This window comes from Pseudoalteromonas sp. J2K-J031 (assembly GCF_058197095.2).
Map to the genome: position 1 here is coordinate 1,315,645 of NZ_CM200279.1, position 24,799 is coordinate 1,340,443.

Sequence of the window (24,799 nt, forward strand, 5' to 3'; positions counted from 1 at the left end):
ACGCGATATACTTCATAGGTCAGTCATCAGCATCATGATAGGTAGCCATATTTACACTCTTCGTCCTTATCAACAAGAAGCGGTACAAAATACCCTGAGCCATTTTCGCCAAACAAATGATGCGGCCGTGATTGTATTGCCGACAGGGGCGGGTAAAAGTCTAGTGATTGCTGAATTGGCTCGCCTTGCGAAACGAAAAATGTTGGTGTTGGCGCATGTAAAAGAGTTGGTGGAGCAAAATTGTGAGAAATACCAAAGCTACGGCTTAAAAGCGAGTGTATTTTCTGCTGGGTTAAAACAAAAGTCACTTAAAGAGCAGGTAACGTTTGCCAGCGTACAATCGTTAAGTGCCAACCTAGAACAGCTTGATGAACCCTATTCTTTATTGATTATTGATGAATGTCACCGGGTTGATAACAGCGATACAACCCAATATAACCGGCTGATTGCAACCTTAAAGCAGCTTAACCCAGACTTAAAAGTACTGGGGTTGACCGCAACTCCCTACCGTTTAGGCATGGGCTGGATTTATCATCATCATTATCATGGTTTTGTCAGGGGAACGAGCGAAAGCCCATTTGTAAAATGTATTTATGAATTACCGCTGCGCTACATGATTAAAAATAAGTTTTTAACGCCTCCCGAAGTACTCGATGCTGCTATTTGCCATTACGACTTTGCTGCATTACCGAACGATAGTTTTGGCCGAGTCAGTGGCGCCGATTTAAATCAAATGCTCAAAGAAAATCAACGTGCGACCAAAGCAATTATTGAACAAGTGATTGAGCTCAGTGCAGACCGTCAAGGTGTGATGATTTTTGCTGCGACTGTAGAGCATGCTAAAGAAATACTGAGTTATTTAGCCGGACACAATGCCGTATTAGTAACAGGTGAAACGGATAATAAAACACGCGATAGCATTGTGGTGGATTTCAAAGCTAAAGAAATTAAATTTTTAGTCAATGTGTCAGTCTTGACGACCGGATTTGATGCACCGCATGTTGATTTTATTGCGATTTTACGGCCAACCGAATCGGTGAGTTTATATCAGCAAATTATTGGGCGAGGTTTACGTTTAAGCCCAGGTAAAACCGACTGTTTAGTGATTGATTATGCCGGTAATGGTTTTGATTTATTTTACCCCGAGGTAGGGGCTAAAAAGCCAAGTTCAGACAGTGAACCTGTGCAAGTGCTCTGCCCAGGTTGCGGATTTGCGAATACCTTTTGGGGGAAAACCGATGAGCAGGGCAAAGTGATTGAACATTTTGGCCGCCGTTGCCAAGGGTCATTGAGTGATGATGAAACAGGTCAAAATCAGCAATGTGATTATCGTTTTCGGTTTAAAGAGTGTGATAGCTGTGGCGCTGAAAACGACATCGCGGCCCGGGTTTGCCATGCATGTCAGGCGTTATTGGTCGATCCCGATGATAAATTACGCGCGGCGCTGAATTTAAAAGATGCGTTAGTGCTGCGCTGTTCTGGTATGACGATAGAGTCAATTGGCAGCGAAAAAATTAAAATCACCTATTTTGATGAAGATGGGGCAAGCTGTGATGAGGTGTTTAATTTAGCTATCAAAGCAGCTTGTTGTATCTTTAATCAGCAGTTTGGAAAACGCCTTGCTCAAGGCCAAATTCCGAGCTCATTAACCAATGTAGCTGATGTGTTAGCGGTGAAGTCGTTACTCGCTCATCCTGATTTTGTGATTGCTCGTAAAGCAAAATATGGCTGGAAAATTGCTGAAAAGATTTTTGATTACCAAGGTGCGTTTCGTAAGGCTTATCAAGAACGATAAGCCTGGTGGCTGATTAGCCTTCTAGCTCATCGCCTAAAATTCCCCAGCCATCGCCGTAGCCATTAAGTGGGTTAGCAATGCTTTCGATGTATTGCTCGGTTTGGCCTAATAAGGTGTGCTCAGGCACCATGCTAACTGATGCAATCACTTCCCAAACGCCAGTATCTGGGCATTTTTGTAATTGGGTAACAGGCGCAAGCTCATCGGCAGTAATCGCTTTAATAAAGTCTTCTGCATGGGGCTTTTGTTCAAATAAAATAAAAAAATCAACTGTATGAACTTGATTCAGATCTAAACCAGCGGCAGCCATATCGGCCAGTAATTGACCATTATCGTCATCAGGAAATTGCATTTAAGGTACTCATTAATTCGAAGTAGGGCTATTGTCTTAGAATTTGTGGCAAATAAAAAGCACTAGGCTAAAAAATTGGTTTATTTATTTTAAGTAGAGTAACAATTTTCTACAATAAAGGGTCTTGCGGATATTATTACTATGGTAAAATCATTCACTTATTTGTAAGTCCCCCCTGGCTTAAGGATACTCGTTTGTTACTACTGCGTGCTCTACTACTCTGTTTTTTTTGTGGTTCTGTATTTGCTGCCTCCGAGCCTATACATAAAATTACTATTAAAGGTGTCGACTCTGCGCTTGAAGATAACGTGCGCAGTTATTTGGCTGATACAATGGATGCTGAACCTTCGGCCTATCTTAAACTACATATTGAGCAGCAAGCCATACTTGCACTCAAAGCATTAGGTTATTACTCCCCATCGATTACCGTTGAATTTATTAGTAATCAAAAATACACCCAGCTTGAATTAACTATTGCCCCTAATGAACCAACCCGTATTGCTACATTAGATGTGCAAATATTGGGTCAAGGTGCCGCAGATAGTGATTTGCAAGCCTTATTAAATTCGCTGCCGCTTAAACAAGGGGAAGTGCTCAATCATAATCATTACAGCGATGCAAAAAGTAAAATTGAAAGTTTACTGATGGAACTTGGTTACTTTGATGCCACATGGCAGCAAAGCCAAATAGCGGTAACCTTGGCCAATGATAGTGCGACAGTGACACTGCTACTTGATTCAGGAGTGCGTTACCTTTTTGGCCCTGTACAAGTACAAAGTGATACACCTGCAAGTGAATACATTCGCAGCTTACAGCCTTTTAAGATGGGTGAACCATTTAAAGCAGGGCGTTTATCTGACTTTAATTTGAATTTATCTAATACACCTTATTTCAATAGCGTTCGAGTGCATGCAGATGTGGTGCGACGTCAACAAGGTCAGGTACCTATAATTGTTGAGGTGTTACATAAACCGGCCAACAGTTATGAAGTCGGCGGTGGCTTTTCAACGGATTTAGGAGCCAAAGTGCGTTTTAAATGGACTAAACCTTGGTATGGCAAAGCGGGCCATTACATGGACAGCGATATTGAAGCGTCTGAAATGCAGCAAGAAATGCGTTTTTCTTACACTGTCCCGGTTGATAATCCAATTAATGATGTTTGGCGTTTTGTGGCCGGTTATAAAAATGAAGAAAATACCGACATTGAAAAATTCAGTCGAAAAATTACCACACAGGCACAACGTCAGTGGTTAACGTCTGATAAGTGGATCCGAACCGGGTTTATTAAATACGAGCGAGAAGATTATCGTTTGGGTGAGCAAAACGATACCACACAAATGCTGTTACCCGGGATAAGCTACGCCCGTAAACAAGCAAAAGGTGGCATGACGCCTTATTGGGGCCAGTCGTGGAATGTATCGGCTGAGTTTGCGAGCCAAAAGTTAGTATCAAGTACGGATCTTTTTAAAATTCGGGCACAAACAGCGTGGCTAAGAACTTTAGATACCCGACATTTATTTTTTATGCGTGCGACATTAGGCGCTATTTTAGTTAACGATATTAGTAGTGTGCCGGTTTCGATGCGTTTTTTTGCCGGTGGTGACCAAAGTATTCGCGGGTTCAAATATGAAGCCGTATCGCCAATAGAAGATGACGACCGAGTCGGTGGGCGTTATTTAACAACAGGTACTGCTGAGTATAATTATCAGTTTGCACAAAGCTGGCGTGCAGCGGTTTTTGTTGATGGCGGTACTGCAACTAATGATTTTAGTGAAGCATTGTCGATTGGTGCTGGCATTGGTTTGCGTTGGTTAACGCCGGTTGGTCCAATTCGTTTTGACACCGCATGGGCACTGAGTGAATCAGGGAATCCTGCGCGATTAAGCATTACCATAGGCCCTGAATTATGATCAGATTATTTCTTCGTCGATTACGATATTGGTTACTCTGGCCTTTAGTTGTGTTATCGACTGTTTTGTTTTGTATTGTGTTTACTATTCCGGGTAATCAGTTAATTGCATGGAGTGCAAACCAAGTTGTCTCGGGTTTAAACATCCGTTTAGGTGAAGCTCGTTTTTATGACGATAAGCCTTTCTCAGTGACTTATGAGCAAGGTGAAACTACATTCATATTAGAGAATATATCGCTCAATTTAAATTGGTATTGCCGCGGTATCTGTATCGACAGTCTTCGTATTAACAAGCTGTTTGTTGTATTGCCCGAGACACCATCAGAATCAAACGATGATATTGCCACTGCTATCACCACAATTGTGTTTGGTGAAAAAGACAGTGTGATGACTTTACCACTGCGCTTTTTGTTGACCCAAGTGGCTATTTCAAGCTTTGAAATGCATTTAGGAACTCATCAACAGGTGCATGCCAGTGAACTCGTTTTATCGGCACAGGGCGATAAAAGCCAAATTATACTTCAGACACTTCATGCACAGTCGATTGCCATACATGATAATCGGCCAGTACCGATTAAGCCGCAGGTAGTAAAAAGTACATTACCCGCATTACCCAAGTTAGAAATTTACAGCCCGTTGAATGTGGTTGTCGATGACTTATTCGTTAAACAAATATCGTTAACGCAGCAACAAAATAGCCATGTTATTGAAGATGTTAAGTTTAAAGGTTTTGTTGATGGCAGTGAGTTGAATCTTCAACATTTTAGTGCTCAAAGCTTTGGGGCTGTTTTAGAGCTTGAGGCTCAAGCAAAATTAGCGCAATTAAATTCATTGGCTCTTACAAGTTCGGTGCGTTATCAAAATGAGCATGTGAAATTAGTACTCAATGGGCCACTGAATGCGTTAAAAATAACACTGACTAATCAAGGTGATTATGCCGCAGACTTACAGGGAGTGGTTGATCTTTGGCGTGAAAACTTACCGTTTAATTTTAATGCGCAGTTGCAAGCATGGCAGTTTGCAAAAGAGGTTGATACGGTTACCTTACACTCGTTAGGATTTGATTTAACAGGCGATGCAAATAATTACGTATTGGCATTACAAGCAAATAGCCAGTTGAACGCATTGTCAGCGGTACAGAGTCAATTACGTGCCGCAGGTAATTTGAACCAGATAACGATTACAGATGCATCGCTCACCAGTGCAAAAAGCGAGGTGCAATTTAGTAGCACTATTAATTGGGCCAACGCGCTTAAAGTTGATGCTAACGCCCTCGTTAAGCAACTTGATATAAGTGAAGTATCCACACAGTACCGCAGTAATTTAAATGGCTCAATTGCTCTGTCATTAGCGCAACAAGGTCAACGGTGGAAAGTCACATTACCAGCGCTGCAGTTGCAAGGCGATATCAATGACATTCCTTTAACTTTGTCGAGCCAATTATCCTTAGACACTGAGTTAAATGGCGTTATAAAAAACCTGCAACTACAAAGTGGTGAAAACTTTGTAAAGCTTGCAGGGAAATTCAACAAAAACTGGGACTTAAGTGGTCAGTTAAATTTATCTCATGCTGCCCAGATTTCGCCTTCATTACGTGGTTTAGCGAGCGGCGATTTTAATATCAAAGGCAAGCGTAACGCGCCAATTGCTAAATGGCAATTAGCTATCAATGGGTTAGCATTGCCTCAAATTGAAATTGACCATATCACCAGTGTGGGTGAACTGAATGTGGCTAATAATTTTGAAGCGGATATTAGTTTAAAGGCGGCTAATATCCGACTTTTCGATAAGTCGTTACGATCATTAGATTTCAATGTTAACGGTAATAAGCTCAATCAAAAAGCAGCGTTACAGCTCGATTCAGATTGGGTGTCGAGTAATTTTACTTTGGTATCGTCACTTGTTGGTGATAATTGGAATGCCGTGATTAACGATTTATTTGTCTCTGACAATGTAAAGCGTTTCTCGGTAGACAAGCCATTGGATGTGGCACTGAATTGGCGAAAGCAAGCGCTGAGTTTAGCGGCGCATTGTTGGCGTTCTCAGTATTCTAAAGTGTGTATTGACCGTTTCGCTGTTGACACACAAAATGGTGATGTCGGGCTTACATTAGCTGAATTTAACCTGCGTTCTATCGACCATCATTTACCGCCTGAATTAGTTGCCAAAGGCATTTTTACAGGTGCAATTGACTTACAGTGGAAAAATCAAGTATTGAGCCGATTAGTCGCTCAGTTAACAAGTACAGAGTTCGCCTTAACTTTGCATCAGGCCGGGCAGCAATTTTCACTGCCTTTTGAGCAAAGTGAAATAAATATCAATGCAAATGCAAGCACGGCACAATTTGAATTATCGCTCGCGTCCCAATTACTTGGGCAATTAACCTCTAACTTGCAGGTGCACGATCTTACAAATCAGCGTGAATTAACGGGTAATGTCAGTTTAACAGAAACACAACTTGCCAACTTTAAACCTTTTTTAAAGCAGTTTGAACAATTGTCAGGTGCGGTGAAAGCTAATGTTGATATTTCAGGAACGCTGAGCGCGCCTAAACTCACAGGGCAAATTGAGGCAGCTCGTGTTGCGTTAGCGGGTGCGCAATTACCGATTGCTTTGACTGACAGTGATCTGGCATTGGTATTTGATCAACAACAAGCCTTGCTTCAAGGAAATCTAAAAGACCGAAGCGGTGGTTTTGCCGATATTCATGGCTTAATTAATTGGCAAAACACAGATTTATTGGCTTCGTTAGATATCAAAGGTGAACAAATAGGCTTAAAGCCGCAAACAGGGGTGAATGTTAAATTAAGCCCAAACCTTAAATTAAGCTATGAAGATAAAAGGTTAAATGTTGCTGGTCAAATAGTACTACCATATGGTCGAATCAAAATGAAATCTTTACCAAGTACTGCGGTGCAGGTGAGTGATGATGAGGTCATTGTTGATGCCAGCATTCCAACAAAGAAATCACTGCCGTTCAACTATTTAATGAATGTGAAATTAGTTGTTAAAGACGATGTGATTATTGATTCATTTGGCCTTTATTCAAAAGTAGCTGGCCAATTAACACTAAAAAAAGCACAAAATAGCCCATTATTAGTAGTGGGTGACATGAATTTGCTAGAGGGGAATTATCAGGCATTTTCACAGGACTTACACATTAAAACCGGACAAATAGGATTTAATGGTGCTATTGATAAGCCTTATTTAAATATTAGAGCGATCCGTAACCCTGCAACTACAGCTGATGGGGTTATTGCAGGAATAAAACTAACCGGCCCTTTAGAGACGCCTCAACTTGAGATTTACTCTGAGCCAAGCATGGATCAAGCGATGACCTTGTCGTATCTTTTAAATGGCCGTCCTATTGGGGATGGGGATACGTCGAATGATGGATTACTGACCCAGATGTTGATCACACAAGGTGTAGAACGCAGTCAAGGGGTGATCAATAAGATAGGTAAAGCAATAGGAGTACGCGATATTGCTTTAGCATCAAAAGGCTCAGGTGATGAAACAAAGGTAGAAATTAGTGGTTATGTTATGCCAGGGGTGCAAGTACGCTACAGTATTGGGATTTTTGATCCTATAACAGAAATTGCTGTGCGCTATCAAATCTTACCTCGGCTTTACATTGAAGCAACAAGTGGGTTAAATAATGCATTAGATATATTGTATAAATTTGACTGGGACTAAATTATGCGAGCCGTTATGTTAAAAATTACAATATGGTGTATTTTTCTGGTTGCGTTAACTGTTAATGCGAGTCAGGATGATGGTGAAATGGTGGTGCGATTTTCAGCGCCAGCCCATGATTATATTGCTGAGTTGGTCGTACTTGCCCTAGATAAGTCAGGTTTAAAATATCGTTGTGAATCAGTTAATAATGTACCAAGTCAAACCCGTGCCATTCGTTTGTTGGGCAATGAAAATGGGATCGATATATCGTGGCATTTGACCAGTAAACAACTAGAAGAAGAAGCGCAAGCGGTGCTTATTCCAGTTGATAAAGGCTTACTTGGTTATCGCATTGCGATTGTAACGGAGAAAAATCAGGCAATATTTGAAAAGGTACAGAATCAGTTTGGCCTTGAAAAGTTTAACTTCGGGCTTGGTTTTGATTGGGCTGATTTAGCTATTTTTAAAGCAAATGACTTAATCACCACAGAAATCAGCGATCTCAAACAACAACAAAACATGCTGCTTTTAGGTCGATTTGATGCTTTACCGTTAAGTGTGTTAGAAATGGATGAAAAGCGATTGGCACCAGGGCTTATTTATGAGCCTAATATTGTGATTCAATATCCTGCAGCGACGTATTTTTTTGTCGCAAAGAATAATATCGTATTACATCATGCGCTGACACTCGGCCTAACGTTGGCAGAACAAGATGGGAGTTGGCAAATGTTATTCGATAAGCATTTCAAAGAGTTGTTAGAAAAAGCAAATATACAAAACCGCAAGGTGATCAGATTAAAAAATCATTTATTACCCGCCAGTGCACCACTTGAACAAAAACAGTATTGGTACCCAAATGTGCCACTTCAATTATGACGCTAAAGTAATATAACAATAATAAAAAAGGCTAATTATGTCACTTTCCTTAAAACCATTTATAGTAACGGCTATTTTAAGCTGTTTATCAATCACAGTGCAGGCGAAATCAACACGGTTATCACCAAGTGAAATTATTGCAAGAGCGCCTGATAGCGCATGGCGTGCTATTGATTTAGACAATACGTTATTGCTCGATTTAGCGACAGGCACAGTGATCATTGAGCTAAACCCGCTTTTAGCTCCTAATCATGTGAGCAATATCAAAAAATTGGCACGCGAAGGGTTTTATAAAAATTTAAACATGTATCGATTTGTTGAAGGTTTTGTCGCACAAGGCGGCGATGCCAGCGAGCAAAAGAAGATTGCGATCGGTCAAAAAGCAATTAAAGCAGAGTTTTATCATCAAACAACCGCATCTCTTGCGATGACTTTAGTGGATGATAAAGACGGTTATGCCGCGAAAACTGGATTTTTAAACGGCTTTGCAGTTGCTCAAACGAGTGATGCAACACAAACATGGCAAACTCATTGCCCTGGTACATTTGCAATGGCGCGCAGCGATTCAGCTGATAGTGGCGGCACCGAGTTTTATGTTGCCTTGGGGACATTACGTTATTTAGACCGTAATATTACTGCATTTGGTCGTGTGATTGAGGGGATGGAACATTTACAGCGCCTTGATCGTAAACCTAAAGATGACAGCGAAGCGGCGCAGCGTGCGTTTAATCCTATTTTAGATATGGTTGTGGCTGCTGATGTGAAAAAAACTCGCCCTGTGAATTTAGAAATTATGGATACTGGCTCTACTACGTTTACCGATTTAGTTGCATCGCGTCGTAATCGCCCAGGCAGTTGGTTTATTGAAACGCCTAATTATACGGATGTTTGTGCGGTGAGTGTACCCAGTCGCCCTTTTGCTCGAGAGTAAATTCAAGATGTAAATGTATTGGTTTTAAAATTTTTGAGTGATTAGTATAAAACAACCGCCGATGGGCGGTTGTTTTGTTTACTAGCCAAAATAGAGATGCGCTATTGGCGGTTTATTTTTAGTTTAAACGGTGTTTGTTGCTGGTGGCTTGAACGGTAAGGGTTAATATCTAACCCGCCACGGCGAGTATAACGGGCATACACTTCAAGTGTTTTTATTCCTAATGATTGCTCAATATCACAATAAATTCGCTCAACACATTGCTCATGAAATTCGTTATGACTGCGAAATGAAATTAAATAACGCAGTAAGCTCTCATGGCAAATTTGAGGGCCGGTGTAGCGAATAACAACACTCGCCCAATCGGGTTGAGAGGTAATTAAACAATTAGATTTAAGCAAATGACTGTGCAAGATTTCAGTGACCGTAGTTGCATTAGGCTTAAGTTTAAGGAGTTGTTTATCCAAACTATAGCAATCAACTTCAATATCTAAGTCATCAATGCAGTGGCCCGGAAGCGGGGTGTTTTTAATGCAATTGAATTCATCAGGGCCATAAATACGCACAGCGACCTGTGCATTAGAGCCTTTGCTCAAGTCGTCTATTAAATGTTGTTTTACTTGGTCGATTGTGTCGAAGCGCGTTTGATTAAAGCTGTTTAAATATAATTTAAACGACTTAGACTCGATGATATGGCTGCTTTGACATGGAAAAATAAACTCAGCGACTGCTACTTGTGGTTTACCCTTAGCGTTTAGCCATGATAGCTCGTAACCTGTCCATGTATCTTCACCTACAAAGGGCAATGTCGCTTCATCAATAGCAAGTTCGTCACGATTGAGTTTGCGCGCAATCGGAAAAAGTAAGCTGGCATCGTATTGATCTTTATATTCAGTTTGCTGGCCAAGTAAAGTGCCTTTTAGTTCAGGCGAGTTTTCATAATCTGTCATATTAATCATTTTGTAGTTACAATCGTGCATATTGTAGCGAAACTCGAGAACTAGTACAGCATGGCAGTACAACAAGTATTAAAACAATTATTAAACCAATGGCATGAAAAAGCAGTCGCCCATACCGGTAGCGAACCATTAATAGAGCATGATGAGCGGTGGCCGAGCCCATGTGAAAACATGAACTCATTAACCGATGATGGTTTGGTGCAATGGCAGCATGTTGAGCGCGCAGAACAAGGTGATTTAGGCCAACTAGCCAATGCTCTTGAACTGACGTTTCATCCTAGTATTCATGCCTTTTATGGTTCGTTTTATAGTAACAACGTGCCTGTTACATCACATTTTGGTAAATTTGAGTTGCTACAAGCATGGAGCGAAGATGATTTTGAGCGCTTACAGCAAAATATCACCGGCCATGTTTTGATGAAGCGTAAACTAAAACAACCCCCCACGGTGTTTATTGGTTTAACCGAAGAAGAAGACTTATTACTGACCCTTGATTGTGCAAGCGGTGATGTTTGTTTGGAATACGTGGGTAAAAAACCGCATAAGGTATTAACCCACGATTTGGCTGAGTTTTTAGAGTATTGTACTGCAGAGTATCGTTACTGATAGTCCCACGACATATTTGAGACGATTTCACAGCGATCGCAGCGAAAATCAAATAAATCGAACCACGGTTCGTCTAAACGCCATTGTCCACCACAACTTGGGCAAAGGCGTTTGCTTTCTTCTTCTTTATTTTGCCCACCCACACGATACAAATAATAATACACAGGTTTTTGCGTAAGGTATTTGATGCGTTTACAAATATCCATACCGCGGCGAAATAAATCACTTTCTGGACTCGAAAGCTCATACAAAGCGGGAAATTCACACCGCGTTGCACCATTGATTTGAATTTGGTCACATGCTTGCCAATCTTCTTGCCATTTTAGCAAGGTTTTATAATCCCCATTTGCAATTGCTGGAATGTTATAAAGCGGCACTGGTAAAAAGTCATCCCCACAATAAAGCGGACTACAGGTGTGTACATAAGTGGTGTAAAGAATATAACTTGAGGGCTCTTTACAGCAATCGGAGCCATTGGCGTGAATATCTTGACCTATGATCTTAACTTTTGGTTGCAGTAAGCCGACATCGTTAAGCTTTTTTAAACTGTGTTTTACAAATGGGCTGTGATTAAGTGGATGCATTGAATCTTGCTCAGGGCACATTACCCTAGTAATAAAATACCCATCTTTGAGCACCGTTGGGAACTCTTCCCCAATAATCTGCCCGTTAAAGCGCAGCGCATTCACTAAGCGGATAATAGCTTGCTCAGCAGCCTCAAGCGTGGTGTCTTCATAGCAATCAAATGTCAGGTCAGCAACAAACATTAACGGTTCACCTCAAGCATGGTGAGTAAGCGGTCTAATTTGGCTTCAATACGATCAAGTTGTGTTTGTTGCTCTGCATTTATGCTTGGTTCGGCAGCGGTAATATCATCGACGTCTTGTAAAATAATACTGGAAGGATCTTTTTTATACTGGTTAAGCACATTAATAATAACCGGCATAGCAACAGGTTGGCAGAGCTTTCCCTTAATAAGTGCCACGGTTGGGGTTTTTCCTTGGGCAACAAGCTGTTGCACTGCTTTAATAACAAATTCTTGCATAGTGACTATTGGACCAATAAATTTGGTAAATGGTAGCCCAAAGCTGGGTTGGAAACTAGCACTTTACTTGGGCTTCAAGGGAAGGGGATGCTGCATAATCACTAAAAGGTAAGTGATTTATTATCCAGTATTCAGGTTATTTACTAAAAATCATCTATAAGTTATAGAGTTAAATCGGTATTTCTTTATTGCCATACGTTAATAATAATAATTAGGAGGCAACCATGTCTGCTGTTGAAATCGATGAATCAATCAAAGCTGTTTACCTAACTGCACAAGACATTAATATTGCGGCGAGCTTGTTGTATCAGGCCTATCATGATGATCCTTTGCTTCAGGATATTCTTAAAGCCGACACTCATGGCCCTGTGGCTTATGAAAAAAAATTAAGGACATTAATTAGGGAAGAACTAAATAGTTTTTGGCAAGGTCATCAACCACTCGTTGGTATAATGCGTGGCGATACTTTAAAAGCGGTCGCTTGCTTAATTAAATCAGATACAGAGCTACAACCTGAGCGCTATTGGCATTGGCGGCTTAAATTAATGCTCAGTGCGGGGTATTTAACGACTCAGCAACTGATCGAAAAAGAAAAAGTGATCCGTCAAGAATTGGCTCAATTTGATGACTATTATTACTTAGCATTTATTGCCGTTGCCCCCGGATTACAAAAACAAGGATTTGGTCGTTATTTATTACGAGCCTTAAATGATTTAATGGCAAACGCAACCACAAGCAGTGGTATTGCTGTTTACGTGACGCGTGAAGAATTATCCGGTTTGTTTAGCTCAGAAGGATATCGTTGTTTAAAGCGACTTGAATTTAACCATATTCAGGGGCAGTTATTATTTAAAGCGAAATAGTCCGCGCCATTTTGGCTATGACGCTGTGCGATATCTCTTACAGTATTGTGCGCTTTAGTGGTAAATAAGGGTGTTTTTTTCATTTTTAAGTGTTTAAGTTTCTGAAATATAAATAGAAAATTTTATTTTCAATGTTGTGACAGCGTTTTTAATTTATTTTTAGCGCTTTTTTATTATCCGAGTTTCTCTAAACTTAGTCATGTAAGGAAAACAAAGGTCATAGGAAATGACTTTGCGCCGAAGGATAAAATGGAACTTGGCATGATGCAGGAGCATCGAGGATACAGGGACAAGGATGCATGGATGATAGCGTACTGAATGACTCAGTATAAAATTGGATGTTTAGGAAGGATCGCACGATGCGATTGGATGAGTTAGGACTGACTCAAATAGCATGGATAGGCAAGGATGGTTAGGAACACTTCAGGATTGAAGCAGGGACAGTATTAGGATGTTACCGCTGGGGACCAAGCAGGACTCCAATTAGGGAGATAAATAGGATGGCTTTGCCAAAGGTACAGGGCGTATCTTTTAATCACGGAATGATGTTTAAGGTTTAAGATTGGGGCGTAACAGATGTTACGCCTTAGTTTTTTCTAGAACACACTAAATAAGCCAAACAATTAACGCATTCGTTTGTACAGCAGCTAAATACGATACGGCGGAATAATACTGCTAACTAATTTGATATCTTCAAGCTCTAGCTCACCCTGATACTGCGTTTCACCATCACTTGAAAATTCAAACAAAAACGAGCTTTTGATGCCGGGTTTGCCATTTTTTAGTAACCCAATGCGTCGCTTGATGCACGCAATGCTTAATAGTTGTACATTCAGCTGTTTCGCTTGTTGTTCTGCATGCTGCAATGCTGCCTCAGCAATTTTTCTGTTTTGCCAAAAAAAGTAAATAACTGCAGCACTGAGCATTAACACCCATAATGTCATCATTTATTTAAATAAGCTCCCAATCGCTCGTGCAAGTTTTTCGCTGCGGTTTTCAATTCGTAGTAAATTTAAAACATGGGGACGTAGCTCGTTGATTGCAACTAAATCGGCAAAAATACCCGCAAATAATTCAGGCCCAGCTGGTGAGTGGGCGACTAAATCCATATATAAATGTAAGCGTTCTGGCTGGTTAAAGCTACGCCAACAGCGTCCGGCTAAGATTAATTGTAAATCAGTATTATGTGCATGCTGAGATTTTAATGCGTCATCTACAAGTTGGTCGACTAATCCTGTTGCTGCTGCATTGGATAAAGCCCGTAATGTGTAAATTAAGGTGTTTGGGTTTTTAAGCGTTAAAGAGTGCTGACCTAATTTGAGTAAGCTTTCAGCAACAGCAGTTGTAATACTGACATGCTCAAGCATTGATGAAAGTGGATGAAACACTTCCTCAGGTAATTGGTTGAGGACTGAGAGCAGTTTCTCGCTGTTATTATCTTGATGTAACCGCATCGCAAAATCAGCAATACCTTGCAAGGCTAATGTTTGCCATGAATCGATAGCAACTTTGCCTGAAAAATACAGTTGTGCATGCTCATAATAAATCGATGCGCCTTGATTGAGTTCCACTTTCATTAATGCGTTAAAGGCGGCTCGTTTATTGGCATTAGGTGTAAAAACATATGGATTATTGTTAAGTTGTTGTGCTTGTTCGTCTTTGCCCGTTAACTGGGTGCCTAATGCTTCAAGCACCATGGCTGCAAAATGATTGCGGCTGGCTTGGTTGAGTTTGTTTTGCTCGTCTAGTGGAAATTTTAAAAACCAAATGTACGGTTCTTTAGATGCGCGCGCATCCCAAAATTGGATGGCGATCATCGCATGTTGCTGCAGCGGTGTAGGATAAGGAATTAGGGTCGATTCAATTTTAGCAAACGTCGTTTTATCAATTTTAGCAATGCGACGGCCGATATCATATACGCGCCATTGTGTGCCTGCGGCGTCAAGTAATTGGGCGAGGGTGGCGATATTTTTTTCCATGAGATTATCTACTTTAGCAACGATGGGGCGATTATAAAGAGTTTGCAGCGCTTAACCAAGCTCCTGCTTAGATTATGGCTGGGATGCGTTGATAACTACGGTTATAATGTTCTTTTTAACGTTGACTAGGATCACGGCGTGACAGATCAAACCGTCATACACTTACTCGATAATTTAGAACATTATTTAAAGCAGCTGCAGCTGTGGCAGCAAGAACTTCCGTCATTACAAGCGCTTAATTCAAATGCCCCATTTTGTTGCGATACCTTGTCATTTGAGCAATGGTTACAATTTATTTTTATTCCTAAAATGCGCCAGCTAATTGAATTGGATGTTCCACTGCCAGCCAGTATGACACTTCTGCCAATGGCTGAGCAAAGTTGGCAGGGCCAGTTATCGCAATACCAAGATTTATTAGAAATAATTCGTGGTTTTGATCAGTTATTTGTAGCGCAATAACATGCTAAGAATTTTATATCAGGATGCGTATTTCGTCGCGATAGATAAACCGTCAGGTTTATTGGTTCATCGTTCTTTTTTAGATAAACACGAAACGCAATTTGCAATGCAAATGTTGCGTGATCAGCTTGGTCAGCATGTTTTTCCTGTGCACCGCTTAGATAGGCCAACATCGGGAGTATTGTTGTTTGCGCTTAGCAGTGAAGCGGCTCGCAAAATGAACGAGCAATTTAGCGATCATAAGGTTACAAAGCGTTACCTTGCGTTAGTACGAGGTTTTGCACCTGAATATCGCTTAGTAGACCGGCCACTTAAGGAAGAGCTAGACAAAATAGCAGATAAATTTGCTAATCAAGACAAAGAGCCACAAGCAGCTCAAACCGAATTTCGCTGTTTACATCAAATAACCTTACCCATTGCTTTAGGGAAATACCCAACAATCCGCTACTCTTTAGTGGAATGCTTGCCTAAAACAGGGCGAAAACACCAAATTAGAAGGCATTTGAATTTTTTATCGCATCCTATTATTGGTGATGTTAATCATGGTGATAATCAACACAATCATTTTTTCTGGCAGCATTTTGAACGCCAGCGTTTAATGTTGTTTGCACAGCGTTTAACTTTCCCTCACCCATACAGTGGCGAAATAATCACGATAGAGGCACCATTAGGAGACTCGGCATTGGCATTATTTAAATCATTTTCATGGCCAGATAACGAAGCTGCTTATTGTTAAGTCAGTGACTAAAAAAACATAAGGGGAGCAATAATGGCAGATGTGACACTTATTTATGGTTCGGTTTATGGCGGGGCAGAATCACTGGCTCAGACACTTAAATCACAAATTGAAGTAAGAGGGCATACAGCAGAGATTTTAGCTGAGTGTCATATCGCGCAATTACAAGGCGCAAACACTATTTTAGTGGTGACCTCAACGACAGGAAAAGGCGAACTCCCCGATAATTTAATACCGCTTTACAGTCAGTTAAAAGCGCAGTTGCCGTCGCTTGCTACGCAGCGATTTGCAGTCATTGCACTGGGTGACAGCGGTTATGGCGATACATTTTGTGGTGCAGGTCGAAAAGTAGACGCATTATTATTGGAGTTAAAGGCAATAAAGATATGCCCTATGCTAACAATTGATGCTTGCAAAGATTTTGACCCTGAACCGCTAGCGCTCAATTGGCTTAATGGTTTTTTAGGCGCGTTGTAAGTATCGTTAATAACAGAGCTTCAATAGCAGACCTTGTAAATAGTAAAGGTCTGCTATTGAAGCAATAATTTATGTCCGCGTTACAACATCAACAGTCAGTTTTAGCTTTTGGCCAGGCTGTAAATATTGTTGACTGTCTATTTTGTTCCATTTAACAATATCGTCGACCGAAACTTTAAATTTCGATGCGATCCGTGCCAGAGAATCACCTTTGCGTACTTTATAAGTAATTGCTTTGGCAGATTGTTCTAAGCGGGACGGTTGTGCTGCTTGGTTTGTTTTATGAATAACCAATTCTTGGTTAAGCTTCAAAATGGCGTCGGATGATAATTTGTTCCAATTAGCCAGTTGTTTGATAGTGACGTCATGGGCATTACTAATATCCCACAATGTATCGCCTTGTTGTACTCTATAGCGCACTTTTGTCTTTTTAACGGGGGCTGCAGCGAGTTTCATTTGCGTTGATAAATGCTCATTATCAATGTGGGCATCGCTTAATGGTACAAGTAAGGTTTGACCTACTTTGATTTTATTTGAATCAAGTTCATTGAGGGTTTGAATCGATTGTGAGCTTGTATCAAATTTTTTCGCGATGACCGATAAACTGTCTCCTTTTTTAACTTCGTAATGTTGCCATCTGATCCGCTGTTTAAAATTAGTTTTGGCTAGTTGTTCGTTAAATGGCGCGATAATGTCTAATGGTAATAGTAAGGTATGTGGTCCTTGAGGGTCGGTTGCCCAGCGGTTATAACCAGGATTGAGACGGTATAACTCGGTTAGGCTCATTTGCGCCATTTCGGCAGCAAGTGCTAAATCAATTTGTGATCCCACATCAACCACATCAACTACTTGCGCATTAATAATCGGTTGCCATGTTACTGCAAACTTATCAGAGCGTTTTAATAAATCTGAGAGTGCCAATAATTTAGGGACGTAAGCTGTGGTTTCTGTAGGTAAATCTAAAGACCAAAAATCGGTCGGTAGATTTTTTTTACGGTTTTTTTGTATTGCGCGCATCACTCGGCCTTCACCCGAGTTATAGGCAGCAATCGCGTTTAACCAGTCACCATCAAGAGTTTGGTGTAAATAGGTTAAATAATCTAATGCTGCACGGGTGGACTCCACAATGTCGCGACGACCGTCATACCACCAATTTTGTTTGAGGTTAAATCGCTCACCTGTCTGTGGCATAAATTGCCAAATACCTGATGCGGCGCGGTTTGAAAAACCAAAAGGATCGAATGCACTCTCTACAATAGGCAGTAATGCGAGTTCGATTGGCATTTGACGTTTTTCGACTTCTTCAACAATATAATGAAGATAAGGAGCTCCGCGCTTGGAAATTCGGTCCAGATAACTCTGATGTTGTGCATAATAGTTACGCTCGGCCACAATCGCACGATTTTGTGGCACAGGAATAGAAAGTTGGTAGCGAATGCGCTCCCACACATCATCAAATACAGGAGGCTCTTCAACGATTTGTTCTTCATTTAGCGCTCCTAAGATTAAGGCATTAACAATATCCTTAGGTTGTGCGGCAACAAAATCGGCAGATGTGTGCTCATCAACAACCAAAATATCTGGTTGCTGAGTCATTTGGCAGCCAGAAACAAATAAGGCTGCAATTAAGGCGGTCGACTTTTTTATCATTATTATCACATCACTGATGAAATCAACCGACGATACTAACGTTTATTGCAATAAATTTCCAATTGCAAAATCTAAACTTTTTTTAAATAAATGTTAAAAAAACTAAAATTCATCTTTGTAACCTCTTAAAACAGCCAGAGGATGCCAAGGCTCGGTTAAGGTGCGTTGGTGCTGGATAGGTACATGTTTTGTAATGTGGGGTACTGCGCTGCGCATAAATGGATTAATCTTTTTTTCTAGACCGATTGAGCTAGGTAGGCTCGCATTATTTAATAAACGTAATGTATCGACTTTTTTACTGTGTTGTTGAAGTGCAGCGTTATCTGGTTCTATCGCTAAAGCAAATGCCAGATTACTTTGTGTATATTCATGGGTGCAATATACAGCTGTATTATCAGGTAGTTGTGATAGCTGGCTCATTGAATGGAACATTTGATCTGCAGTACCTTCAAACAATCTACCGCAGCCGCCACTAAATAGGGTGTCGCCACAAAATAACCAATTTTGATGTGGTTCGAAGTAACAGATATGATCTAATGTATGACCCGGCGTGGTGAGAACTTTAAAATCCAGACTCAGTTCGGTTAATTGGCAAGGGGTTTCAGACGTTAATTGGTGAGTGATCCCAGCAAAAGGGCTGTTTTTTGGACCATAAACTGGTAATTCTGGTTGTAAGCTGCACAGTTGTGCAACCCCATTGGTGTGATCCCAATGATGATGAGTGATTAAAATAGTGCTCAGTGTTAAGTTGTGTTCGGTAAGAAAGGCGAGAACTGGCTCGGCATCACCGGGATCAACAATCACGCAATGTTGATTTTCAGTATTGACGATAGCCCAAATATAATTATCTTTAAATGCTTTTATAGGTTTAACTTGCAGCATAGTCTTTGGCTTTGTATGTTAGTCATTAAAGTATTATTAAACAGGGTTCAATGATTTGAAACCAGCTTTAAGTTTTCGTTTTGCGCCTAAACCTGAAAATTGGCAACAATTTCCTCATGGCGATTATATTCAAGCTGAAATTGAACAAAAGCTTGCCCCTTGGCTTAGCCGAATATTTGGTTATCACTTACTCAAACTAGGTAATTTAAGTGGTTTAACCGATACCTCTAAATGTTGTATTAAACATCAGGTCTGTGTGGCGCCTAATTCACCTATGGCGGGGGTTATTGCTGAAGTCGATGAGTTACCATTTTATGAGCACTCTGTTGATGCCTGCTTGTTAAGTCATTGTCTTGAGTATTACAGCGATCCTCATCATATTTTACGTGAAGCCCATCGTACTTTAATTCCTGGTGGGTATATTATTATTACTGGCTTTAATCCGTTAAGTTTATGTGGTTTGGCGCGTTTATTACCATTTAGCCGCCAAAAACTCCCTTGGAGTGGGCGATTTTTTACGCCGGCACGCGTGAAAGATTGGCTGCATTTATTAGGCTTTGAAGTACTTGAAGACGAGCGATTTATTTTTTCATCGTTAGCAAGAGGTACGCGACTGTCTCGTTTTGCACTGTGGCAAGATTTCTGTCGCCAGTATCTTAAACCGATGGGGAGTGTTTATTTAATTGTTGCCAAAAAACGTGTGACACCACTGACCCCAATAAAACCTAAATGGCATGCTAGGCCACAGTTTAGCCCGGCAGTAAAAGGTGCAGGGCTTCGAAGCTCCATTAAATCGGGTTCGTTAAAAATAAAAGATGCTGACTAAGTCGGCAAACTTAAAGGAATTTTAATAAAACTGCGTTGCTGATTTGATACTATTGCTCCGGCATTAATATTAATTTGAATTGCAGGGTAAAGTAGTTTAGGCACTGTTAGAGTTGCATCACGTTGGGTGCGAATATTGACAAAATCGTGTTGTGACGTGTTATTTTTAAGATGCACATTATATTTTTTTTGTTCGCCAACCGTGCTTTTCCAATATAACTCTCGGCCTTGAGGTTGATAATCGTGGCACATATACAGTGTTATTTCATCTCCCAAGTCAAAAATGCGGCTAATGGAATGATAAAGCTCGCTGGCGTCGCCCCCCGGAAAATCACAGCGTGCAGTGCCGCTGTCGGGCATAAATACCGTATCACCAACAAATACATTACCATCAACAACATAACAGACGCTATCGCTGGTATGCCCTGGGGTTGCAAGTACAGTGACGGTAAACTGACCTAATGGAAATGTTTCACCATCTTTAAATAAGTGACAATATTGGGAGCCATCGGTCGGAATATCAAGCTCAAGCGATGTAGCAAAATACTGTTGAACCTCGGTTATATTTTTACCCATCGCAATTTTGGCACCGCATTGTCGTTTAAAATATTGTGCTGCGGTAAGGTGATCGGCATGAGCATGAGTTTCAAGCACCCAATCGACATCTAAATGATGGGAATCAATAAACGCTAAAATTTCTTCTGCGCTTTTTGTACTTAGTTGCCCTGATGCAATATCGAAGTCGAGCACAGGATCGATAATCATGGTTTTAAGTGTTTGGCTGTCAAACACAACATAGGTAAAGGTTGAGGTGGGGGCGTGAAAAAAATGATGGATGACTAAGCTCATAAAAATACCTTTACTATGGTTATAACTTATATCATAAAGTAATTAGTGACAAAGACTCAAGCACTCGATAAAGACTTTATTCAGTTGCACAATACCCTTTATCCGGTAATAGGGTTGAACTTTCAGCAGCGCTGCGTGCTAATACATCACAACGTTCATTCTCAAAATGGCCACTGTGGCCTTTCACCCAGCGCCATTGCACATGATGAGTTTGATTTATAGCGTCTAAACGTTGCCAGAGATCGATATTTTTAACCGGCTGTTTATTTGATGTTAGCCAATTGCGTTTTTTCCAGCCTTGTAGCCAAGATTCTATGCCTTGTTTCACATATTGACTGTCGGTTGTCAGTACTACATCACACGATTGTTTTAAACTTTCAAGTCCTACGATAGCCGCCAACAACTCCATACGGTTATTCGTTGTTAGCTCAAAACCTTGGTTAAGTTCTTTTAAATGTTCGTTGTAACGCATCACGACGCCATACCCTCCAGGGCCAGGGTTACCTAAACACGAACCATCGGTATAAATTGCCACACTTTTTCGCACAGTTGACCTTTGAATTATGTACAATGAAAATAACCTTATCAAAATATCAGAATCAAGCAGCAGGTGATATGGATCATAGACAAATAGTGTTAGATACCGAGACAACGGGTATTGACCCAAAGCTTGGCCATCGCATTATCGAAATTGGTTGCGTGGAGCTTATAAATCGCCGTTTTACGGGTAATAATTTTCATGTTTATATCAACCCAGAACGTGATATCGAAGATGAAGCTATCGATGTGCACGGTATAACCAATCAATTTTTACGTGATAAACCAAAATTTCATCATATAGCCCAAGAATTCTTTGATTACATTCAAGGAGCCGAACTGGTGATCCATAATGCAGCGTTTGACGTTGGCTTTATGGACAGTGAATTTCAGCGTTTAAGAACAGGTTATCCCAAAACCGCACAATTTTGTAAAGTGCTAGATACCTTAAAAATGGCAAGGGAATTGCACCCTGGTCAGAAGAATAACCTAGATGCATTGTGTCGCCGCTACAATATTGATAACGGTAAACGAACCATGCATGGCGCATTACTGGATTCTGAAATTCTTAGTGATGTGTATTTGGCGATGACTGGTGGTCAAGTCAGTTTAAATTTAAATACTCAAACAGTGGGTGAGAAAAATGCACAAAAACAAGGCGAGATTATTCGCTTAAATTCAGATCGTGCGCCGCTTAATGTTGTGTATGCATCCGCTGATGAAAACCAAGCGCATATTGAACGCCTTAAATTAGTAGAGAAAAAAAGTAGCCAATGCCTTTGGTTGGTATAAAAGTAATGAGGTAAGCATGAAAAAAATAGCTGTGCTGGTGGCCATGATACTCATGAGCAATATCACATGGGCGCTTGATGAAAAGTCAAGCCCGTTAACCATGATCCAACGTGAAGCGGGCGAAAATGAAATTAAATTATTGAATAACCGCTTTAGAATTGATCATGAAGTTGAAGAGATCACCTTGCTATTTTTTCGTGCAGAAGGCACTGCCCCAGTTATTTTAGTTAAACCTGATGGCTCTAAAATGTATGCAACTCAAGCAAAAGGCATTGAGGGGGGAGAGTATGAATGGTATGACGACTTAACCTACGACATTATTAAAATTAAAAAACCGATGCCTGGCCCTTGGCAAGCCATTGGAAAAATATTGCCTGAAAGTCGAATCTTAATTTTGACTGACATTGAGCTTGAAGTCGATCCATTGCCTGAATTAATGTTTAAAGGTGAAACCATTAAACTGACGGGTCGTTTGACTAATGGTGGTGAGCCGATAACAGCAGGGCAATTTCGCGATGTAGTAACGTTAGATGTTGATTTTGTCAGTACCAACGAAAGTCAGTATGATAATTATGGTGCAGCCACAGCCAGAGTTGCCGAATTTAAAGATGACGGGCAAGGTTTTGATGAGCGCCCAGGTGATGCGGTATTTACTGGAGAGTTTAAACTCGATATTCCTGCAGGTGGATGGCGCCCCGAGTTTTATTTAATTACGCCTTTAGTTGAACGTCGCCTAGTTCATGATCCCATAATGCTAGCCAAAGAGCCGTTAAGTTATGAGTTGGCTTATGCAAAAGAAGAGCTCGACAGGCATATATTAACAATTACGTTAGATAATAAGTTAGTCGACCCAGCTACCGTATTATTTCAAGGGCGTATCTATTACCCAAATAATGAAGAGCAAAGCTTTTCTATTCCAGCGTCACCTTCATCGGTGCGCGAGATTAAACTTGAGAATTATGACTGGGGACGTTACCAAGTCGAAATTTCAATGTTTGGTACAAATATAAATGGCCGAGAGTTTATGGCTAAGTTGGGTAACTATGAGTTTTCAATTAAAGAGCCCATCGAAATTGTGCCCGCAATCAGTGAATCTGATTTACTCACAGTGCAAAGAGCAGAGGCTGAGAAAGTGGTTGAGCCGCCGGTTGATTATACTTTTTTTATAGTTGCTGCAATTATAGCCAATATATTGATTTTATTAGTTGGTTGGGTGTGTATTCGAATATTTGTGCAAAAGAAACCGCTCCCCAAGCTGGTTATTAACTTTAAAAAATTCGGTAAAAAAAATGCGCCGGCTGAAACTGAAATTCCTCAAAGCCCAGCAAATGCTCGAAAAGCAAACGATGGTGGTGAAATTTTAAACCTTTCGATGCCAGATGACTAAAAAACCTTTAAAAATACAAAAAAACTGTTGACTCAGTGGGGCCTCATTCGTATTATTCACGCCGCTGGCAAGGGAGACCTTTTCAGCAAGTGAAAAGCGGAGTGGTAGTTCAGTTGGTTAGAATACCGGCCTGTCACGCCGGGGGTCGCGGGTTCGAGTCCCGTCCACTCCGCCAAATTTCACAACCGTAAGTAGATGCGGAGTGGTAGTTCAGTTGGTTAGAATACCGGCCTGTCACGCCGGGGGTCGCGGGTTCGAGTCCCGTCCACTCCGCCAAATACTTACATCGCCGAAAGGCATTTTATTGAATTGTATTCCTTTGTGGAGTGGTAGTTCAGTTGGTTAGAATACCGGCCTGTCACGCCGGGGGTCGCGGGTTCGAGTCCCGTCCACTCCGCCAACAGAATATAAATCAATAAGTTGAATAACGCATTATGCGGAGTGGTAGTTCAGTTGGTTAGAATACCGGCCTGTCACGCCGGGGGTCGCGGGTTCGAGTCCCGTCCACTCCGCCAATGTGCAATATTCAACAAAATTTACTTAGTGTGGAGTGGTAGTTCAGTTGGTTAGAATACCGGCCTGTCACGCCGGGGGTCGCGGGTTCGAGTCCCGTCCACTCCGCCAACAAGTAAATAGCTTTAATCTCTCTGTGGAGTGGTAGTTCAGTTGGTTAGAATACCGGCCTGTCACGCCGGGGGTCGCGGGTTCGAGTCCCGTCCACTCCGCCAACGAGATAAAGCATCAAGTTAGATACCACTGCGGAGTGGTAGTTCAGTTGGTTAGAATACCGGCCTGTCACGCCGGGGGTCGCGGGTTCGAGTCCCGTCCACTCCGCCACTTGATTTATCAAGTATCTTTAGATTTAGTTTCCAAAAATCCAAAAATCCAAAAATCCAAAAATCCAAAAATCCAAAAATCCAAAAATCCAAAAATCCAAAAATCCAAAAATCCAAAAATCCAAAAATCCAAAAATCCAAAAATCCAAAAATCCAAAAATCCAAAAATCCAAAAATCCAAAAATCCAAAAATCCAAAAATCCAAAAATCCAAAAATCCAAAAATCCAAAAATCCAAAAATCCAAAAATCCAAAAATCCAAAAATCCAAAAATCCAAAAATTTTGTAAGCGATAACTAAATCCAGCCGTTGTTTTCTTTTGGGATGGTAGACAAAGCGTTTGACGTTCAATGAGCTCGTTTATTTAAGCAGGGCAT

At 40.9% G+C, this 24,799-nt stretch carries 24 protein-coding genes and 7 tRNA genes; 20 read left to right on the forward strand and 11 right to left on the reverse strand.

Annotated elements, in window-relative coordinates:
• Nucleotides 1-34: 34 nt before the first annotated feature.
• Entirely contained in the window at nt 35-1,795 is a 1,761-nt protein-coding gene (gene radD, locus AC3KZC_RS06110; RefSeq protein WP_490579903.1) for a DNA repair helicase RadD, read from the forward strand.
• A gap of 13 nt (nt 1,796-1,808) precedes the next feature.
• Here the strand turns inward: radD and AC3KZC_RS06115 are convergent, their stop codons facing one another.
• Nucleotides 1,809-2,147 (reverse strand): ribonuclease E inhibitor RraB, encoded by a 339-nt coding sequence (locus tag AC3KZC_RS06115; protein ID WP_490579902.1) that lies wholly within the window; start codon nt 2,145-2,147, stop codon nt 1,809-1,811.
• 194 nt (nt 2,148-2,341) lie between these two features.
• On the opposite strand from AC3KZC_RS06115, the gene AC3KZC_RS06120 reads away from it, so the two are divergent.
• The 4 genes from AC3KZC_RS06120 to AC3KZC_RS06135 are packed head-to-tail and all read left to right on the forward strand — an operon-like array spanning nt 2,342 to nt 9,541.
• Nucleotides 2,342-4,057: an autotransporter assembly complex protein TamA gene (locus AC3KZC_RS06120; RefSeq protein ID WP_490579901.1), complete on the forward strand. Its 1,716-nt coding sequence runs from the start codon at nt 2,342-2,344 to the stop codon at nt 4,055-4,057.
• On the forward strand, nt 4,054-7,752 hold the full coding sequence (gene tamB / locus AC3KZC_RS06125; RefSeq protein ID WP_490579900.1) for an autotransporter assembly complex protein TamB: 3,699 nt from the start codon (nt 4,054-4,056) through the stop codon (nt 7,750-7,752). Before AC3KZC_RS06120 ends, tamB begins: the two co-directional genes overlap by 4 nt.
• 15 nt (nt 7,753-7,767) lie before the next feature.
• Nucleotides 7,768-8,610 carry a hypothetical protein gene (locus AC3KZC_RS06130; protein ID WP_490579899.1) on the forward strand — a complete coding sequence of 281 codons (843 nt, stop codon included), beginning with the start codon at nt 7,768-7,770 and terminating at the stop codon, nt 8,608-8,610.
• A gap of 37 nt (nt 8,611-8,647) precedes the next feature.
• The gene (locus tag AC3KZC_RS06135) at nt 8,648-9,541 is read left to right on the forward strand and encodes a peptidylprolyl isomerase (RefSeq protein ID WP_490579898.1); all 894 of its coding nucleotides are present in this window, start codon (nt 8,648-8,650) and stop codon (nt 9,539-9,541) included.
• 101 nt (nt 9,542-9,642) lie between these two features.
• On the opposite strand, the gene queF is transcribed toward AC3KZC_RS06135, so the two are convergent.
• The gene (gene queF, locus AC3KZC_RS06140) at nt 9,643-10,491 is read right to left on the reverse strand and encodes an NADPH-dependent 7-cyano-7-deazaguanine reductase QueF (protein ID WP_490579897.1); all 849 of its coding nucleotides are present in this window, start codon (nt 10,489-10,491) and stop codon (nt 9,643-9,645) included.
• 60 nt (nt 10,492-10,551) lie between these two features.
• Here queF and syd point away from each other — a divergent pair, with 60 nt between their 5' ends.
• Nucleotides 10,552-11,106 carry a SecY-interacting protein gene (gene syd / locus AC3KZC_RS06145; protein ID WP_490579896.1) on the forward strand — a complete coding sequence of 185 codons (555 nt, stop codon included), beginning with the start codon at nt 10,552-10,554 and terminating at the stop codon, nt 11,104-11,106.
• Here syd and AC3KZC_RS06150 read toward each other — a convergent pair.
• Nucleotides 11,100-11,873, reverse strand: coding sequence for a Zn-ribbon-containing protein (locus AC3KZC_RS06150; protein ID WP_490579895.1), 774 nt, complete (start codon nt 11,871-11,873; stop codon nt 11,100-11,102). The genes syd and AC3KZC_RS06150 overlap by 7 nt on opposite strands.
• A complete protein-coding gene (locus AC3KZC_RS06155; protein WP_490579894.1) occupies nt 11,873-12,151 on the reverse strand; it encodes a hypothetical protein in 279 nt (92 codons plus the stop codon). Before AC3KZC_RS06155 ends, AC3KZC_RS06150 begins: the two co-directional genes overlap by 1 nt.
• Nucleotides 12,152-12,375: 224 nt before the next feature.
• Between AC3KZC_RS06155 and AC3KZC_RS06160 the strand changes: the two genes are divergently transcribed.
• A complete protein-coding gene (locus AC3KZC_RS06160; RefSeq protein WP_490579893.1) occupies nt 12,376-13,014 on the forward strand; it encodes a GNAT family N-acetyltransferase in 639 nt (212 codons plus the stop codon).
• A 647-nt stretch (nt 13,015-13,661) separates the two neighbouring features.
• On the opposite strand, the gene AC3KZC_RS06165 is transcribed toward AC3KZC_RS06160, so the two are convergent.
• Both AC3KZC_RS06165 and AC3KZC_RS06170 read right to left on the reverse strand, forming a co-directional pair.
• Nucleotides 13,662-13,961 (reverse strand): DUF3301 domain-containing protein, encoded by a 300-nt coding sequence (locus tag AC3KZC_RS06165; protein ID WP_490579892.1) that lies wholly within the window; start codon nt 13,959-13,961, stop codon nt 13,662-13,664.
• Nucleotides 13,962-14,993 carry a DUF3549 family protein gene (locus AC3KZC_RS06170; RefSeq protein WP_490579891.1) on the reverse strand — a complete coding sequence of 344 codons (1,032 nt, stop codon included), beginning with the start codon at nt 14,991-14,993 and terminating at the stop codon, nt 13,962-13,964.
• Between the two features lie 138 nt (nt 14,994-15,131).
• Between AC3KZC_RS06170 and AC3KZC_RS06175 the strand changes: the two genes are divergently transcribed.
• From AC3KZC_RS06175 to AC3KZC_RS06185, 3 genes are read left to right on the forward strand one after another with little or no spacing between them, the layout of a single operon-like run.
• The gene (locus tag AC3KZC_RS06175) at nt 15,132-15,452 is read left to right on the forward strand and encodes a YqcC family protein (protein WP_490579890.1); all 321 of its coding nucleotides are present in this window, start codon (nt 15,132-15,134) and stop codon (nt 15,450-15,452) included.
• Nucleotide 15,453: 1 nt separating this feature from the next.
• Nucleotides 15,454-16,188 (forward strand): tRNA pseudouridine(65) synthase TruC, encoded by a 735-nt coding sequence (gene truC, locus AC3KZC_RS06180; protein ID WP_490579889.1) that lies wholly within the window; start codon nt 15,454-15,456, stop codon nt 16,186-16,188.
• A 33-nt stretch (nt 16,189-16,221) separates the two neighbouring features.
• Entirely contained in the window at nt 16,222-16,665 is a 444-nt protein-coding gene (locus AC3KZC_RS06185) for a flavodoxin domain-containing protein (protein ID WP_490579888.1), read from the forward strand.
• A 69-nt stretch (nt 16,666-16,734) separates the two neighbouring features.
• On the opposite strand, the gene AC3KZC_RS06190 is transcribed toward AC3KZC_RS06185, so the two are convergent.
• Both AC3KZC_RS06190 and gloB read right to left on the reverse strand, forming a co-directional pair.
• Nucleotides 16,735-18,315 carry a lytic transglycosylase gene (locus AC3KZC_RS06190; RefSeq protein WP_490579887.1) on the reverse strand — a complete coding sequence of 527 codons (1,581 nt, stop codon included), beginning with the start codon at nt 18,313-18,315 and terminating at the stop codon, nt 16,735-16,737.
• A 102-nt stretch (nt 18,316-18,417) separates the two neighbouring features.
• Entirely contained in the window at nt 18,418-19,197 is a 780-nt protein-coding gene (gene gloB / locus AC3KZC_RS06195) for a hydroxyacylglutathione hydrolase (RefSeq protein ID WP_490579886.1), read from the reverse strand.
• Nucleotides 19,198-19,252: 55 nt separating this feature from the next.
• Here gloB and AC3KZC_RS06200 point away from each other — a divergent pair, with 55 nt between their 5' ends.
• Nucleotides 19,253-20,023 carry a class I SAM-dependent methyltransferase gene (locus AC3KZC_RS06200; protein ID WP_490579885.1) on the forward strand — a complete coding sequence of 257 codons (771 nt, stop codon included), beginning with the start codon at nt 19,253-19,255 and terminating at the stop codon, nt 20,021-20,023.
• Here AC3KZC_RS06200 and AC3KZC_RS06205 read toward each other — a convergent pair.
• Complete coding sequence (locus AC3KZC_RS06205; RefSeq protein ID WP_490579884.1) at nt 20,020-20,871, reverse strand: MBL fold metallo-hydrolase; 852 nt, start codon at nt 20,869-20,871, stop codon at nt 20,020-20,022. The two genes, AC3KZC_RS06200 and AC3KZC_RS06205, sit on opposite strands and share 4 nt — an antisense overlap.
• Nucleotides 20,872-20,947: 76 nt before the next feature.
• Complete coding sequence (rnhA, locus tag AC3KZC_RS06210; protein WP_490579883.1) at nt 20,948-21,418, reverse strand: ribonuclease HI; 471 nt, start codon at nt 21,416-21,418, stop codon at nt 20,948-20,950.
• A 68-nt stretch (nt 21,419-21,486) separates the two neighbouring features.
• On the opposite strand from rnhA, the gene dnaQ reads away from it, so the two are divergent.
• From dnaQ to AC3KZC_RS06255, 9 genes are all read left to right on the forward strand, one after another.
• On the forward strand, nt 21,487-22,200 hold the full coding sequence (dnaQ, locus tag AC3KZC_RS06215) for a DNA polymerase III subunit epsilon (RefSeq protein WP_490579882.1): 714 nt from the start codon (nt 21,487-21,489) through the stop codon (nt 22,198-22,200).
• 16 nt (nt 22,201-22,216) lie between these two features.
• Entirely contained in the window at nt 22,217-23,587 is a 1,371-nt protein-coding gene (locus AC3KZC_RS06220) for a TIGR03503 family protein (protein ID WP_490579881.1), read from the forward strand.
• 98 nt (nt 23,588-23,685) lie between these two features.
• Nucleotides 23,686-23,762 (forward strand) — tRNA-Asp (locus AC3KZC_RS06225).
• Nucleotides 23,763-23,786: 24 nt separating this feature from the next.
• Nucleotides 23,787-23,863, forward strand: a tRNA-Asp gene (locus tag AC3KZC_RS06230).
• Between the two features lie 47 nt (nt 23,864-23,910).
• Nucleotides 23,911-23,987 (forward strand) — tRNA-Asp (locus tag AC3KZC_RS06235).
• A 38-nt stretch (nt 23,988-24,025) separates the two neighbouring features.
• A tRNA-Asp gene (locus AC3KZC_RS06240) sits at nt 24,026-24,102 on the forward strand.
• A 32-nt stretch (nt 24,103-24,134) separates the two neighbouring features.
• Nucleotides 24,135-24,211: transfer RNA gene (locus tag AC3KZC_RS06245), tRNA-Asp, on the forward strand.
• 27 nt (nt 24,212-24,238) lie between these two features.
• Nucleotides 24,239-24,315, forward strand: a tRNA-Asp gene (locus AC3KZC_RS06250).
• A 32-nt stretch (nt 24,316-24,347) separates the two neighbouring features.
• Nucleotides 24,348-24,424: transfer RNA gene (locus tag AC3KZC_RS06255), tRNA-Asp, on the forward strand.
• Between the two features lie 25 nt (nt 24,425-24,449).
• On the opposite strand, the gene AC3KZC_RS06260 is transcribed toward AC3KZC_RS06255, so the two are convergent.
• The gene (locus tag AC3KZC_RS06260) at nt 24,450-24,773 is read right to left on the reverse strand and encodes a hypothetical protein (protein WP_518525916.1); all 324 of its coding nucleotides are present in this window, start codon (nt 24,771-24,773) and stop codon (nt 24,450-24,452) included.
• Nucleotides 24,774-24,799: the final 26 nt, after the last annotated feature.

Coding starts and splice junctions, on each gene's coding strand:
- radD (WP_490579903.1), top strand. CDS start 35: ATGATAGGTAGCCATATTTACACTCTTCGTCCTTATCAACAAGAAGCG.
- AC3KZC_RS06115 (WP_490579902.1), bottom strand. CDS start 2,147: ATGCAATTTCCTGATGACGATAATGGTCAATTACTGGCCGATATGGCT.
- tamB (WP_490579900.1), top strand. CDS start 4,054: ATGATCAGATTATTTCTTCGTCGATTACGATATTGGTTACTCTGGCCT.
- AC3KZC_RS06130 (WP_490579899.1), top strand. CDS start 7,768: ATGTTAAAAATTACAATATGGTGTATTTTTCTGGTTGCGTTAACTGTT.
- AC3KZC_RS06135 (WP_490579898.1), top strand. CDS start 8,648: ATGTCACTTTCCTTAAAACCATTTATAGTAACGGCTATTTTAAGCTGT.
- queF (WP_490579897.1), bottom strand. CDS start 10,491: ATGACAGATTATGAAAACTCGCCTGAACTAAAAGGCACTTTACTTGGC.
- syd (WP_490579896.1), top strand. CDS start 10,552: ATGGCAGTACAACAAGTATTAAAACAATTATTAAACCAATGGCATGAA.
- AC3KZC_RS06150 (WP_490579895.1), bottom strand. CDS start 11,873: ATGTTTGTTGCTGACCTGACATTTGATTGCTATGAAGACACCACGCTT.
- AC3KZC_RS06155 (WP_490579894.1), bottom strand. CDS start 12,151: ATGCAAGAATTTGTTATTAAAGCAGTGCAACAGCTTGTTGCCCAAGGA.
- AC3KZC_RS06160 (WP_490579893.1), top strand. CDS start 12,376: ATGTCTGCTGTTGAAATCGATGAATCAATCAAAGCTGTTTACCTAACT.
- AC3KZC_RS06165 (WP_490579892.1), bottom strand. CDS start 13,961: ATGATGACATTATGGGTGTTAATGCTCAGTGCTGCAGTTATTTACTTT.
- AC3KZC_RS06170 (WP_490579891.1), bottom strand. CDS start 14,993: ATGGAAAAAAATATCGCCACCCTCGCCCAATTACTTGACGCCGCAGGC.
- truC (WP_490579889.1), top strand. CDS start 15,454: ATGCTAAGAATTTTATATCAGGATGCGTATTTCGTCGCGATAGATAAA.
- AC3KZC_RS06185 (WP_490579888.1), top strand. CDS start 16,222: ATGGCAGATGTGACACTTATTTATGGTTCGGTTTATGGCGGGGCAGAA.
- AC3KZC_RS06190 (WP_490579887.1), bottom strand. CDS start 18,315: ATGATAAAAAAGTCGACCGCCTTAATTGCAGCCTTATTTGTTTCTGGC.
- gloB (WP_490579886.1), bottom strand. CDS start 19,197: ATGCTGCAAGTTAAACCTATAAAAGCATTTAAAGATAATTATATTTGG.
- AC3KZC_RS06205 (WP_490579884.1), bottom strand. CDS start 20,871: ATGAGCTTAGTCATCCATCATTTTTTTCACGCCCCCACCTCAACCTTT.
- dnaQ (WP_490579882.1), top strand. CDS start 21,487: ATGGATCATAGACAAATAGTGTTAGATACCGAGACAACGGGTATTGAC.
- AC3KZC_RS06220 (WP_490579881.1), top strand. CDS start 22,217: ATGAAAAAAATAGCTGTGCTGGTGGCCATGATACTCATGAGCAATATC.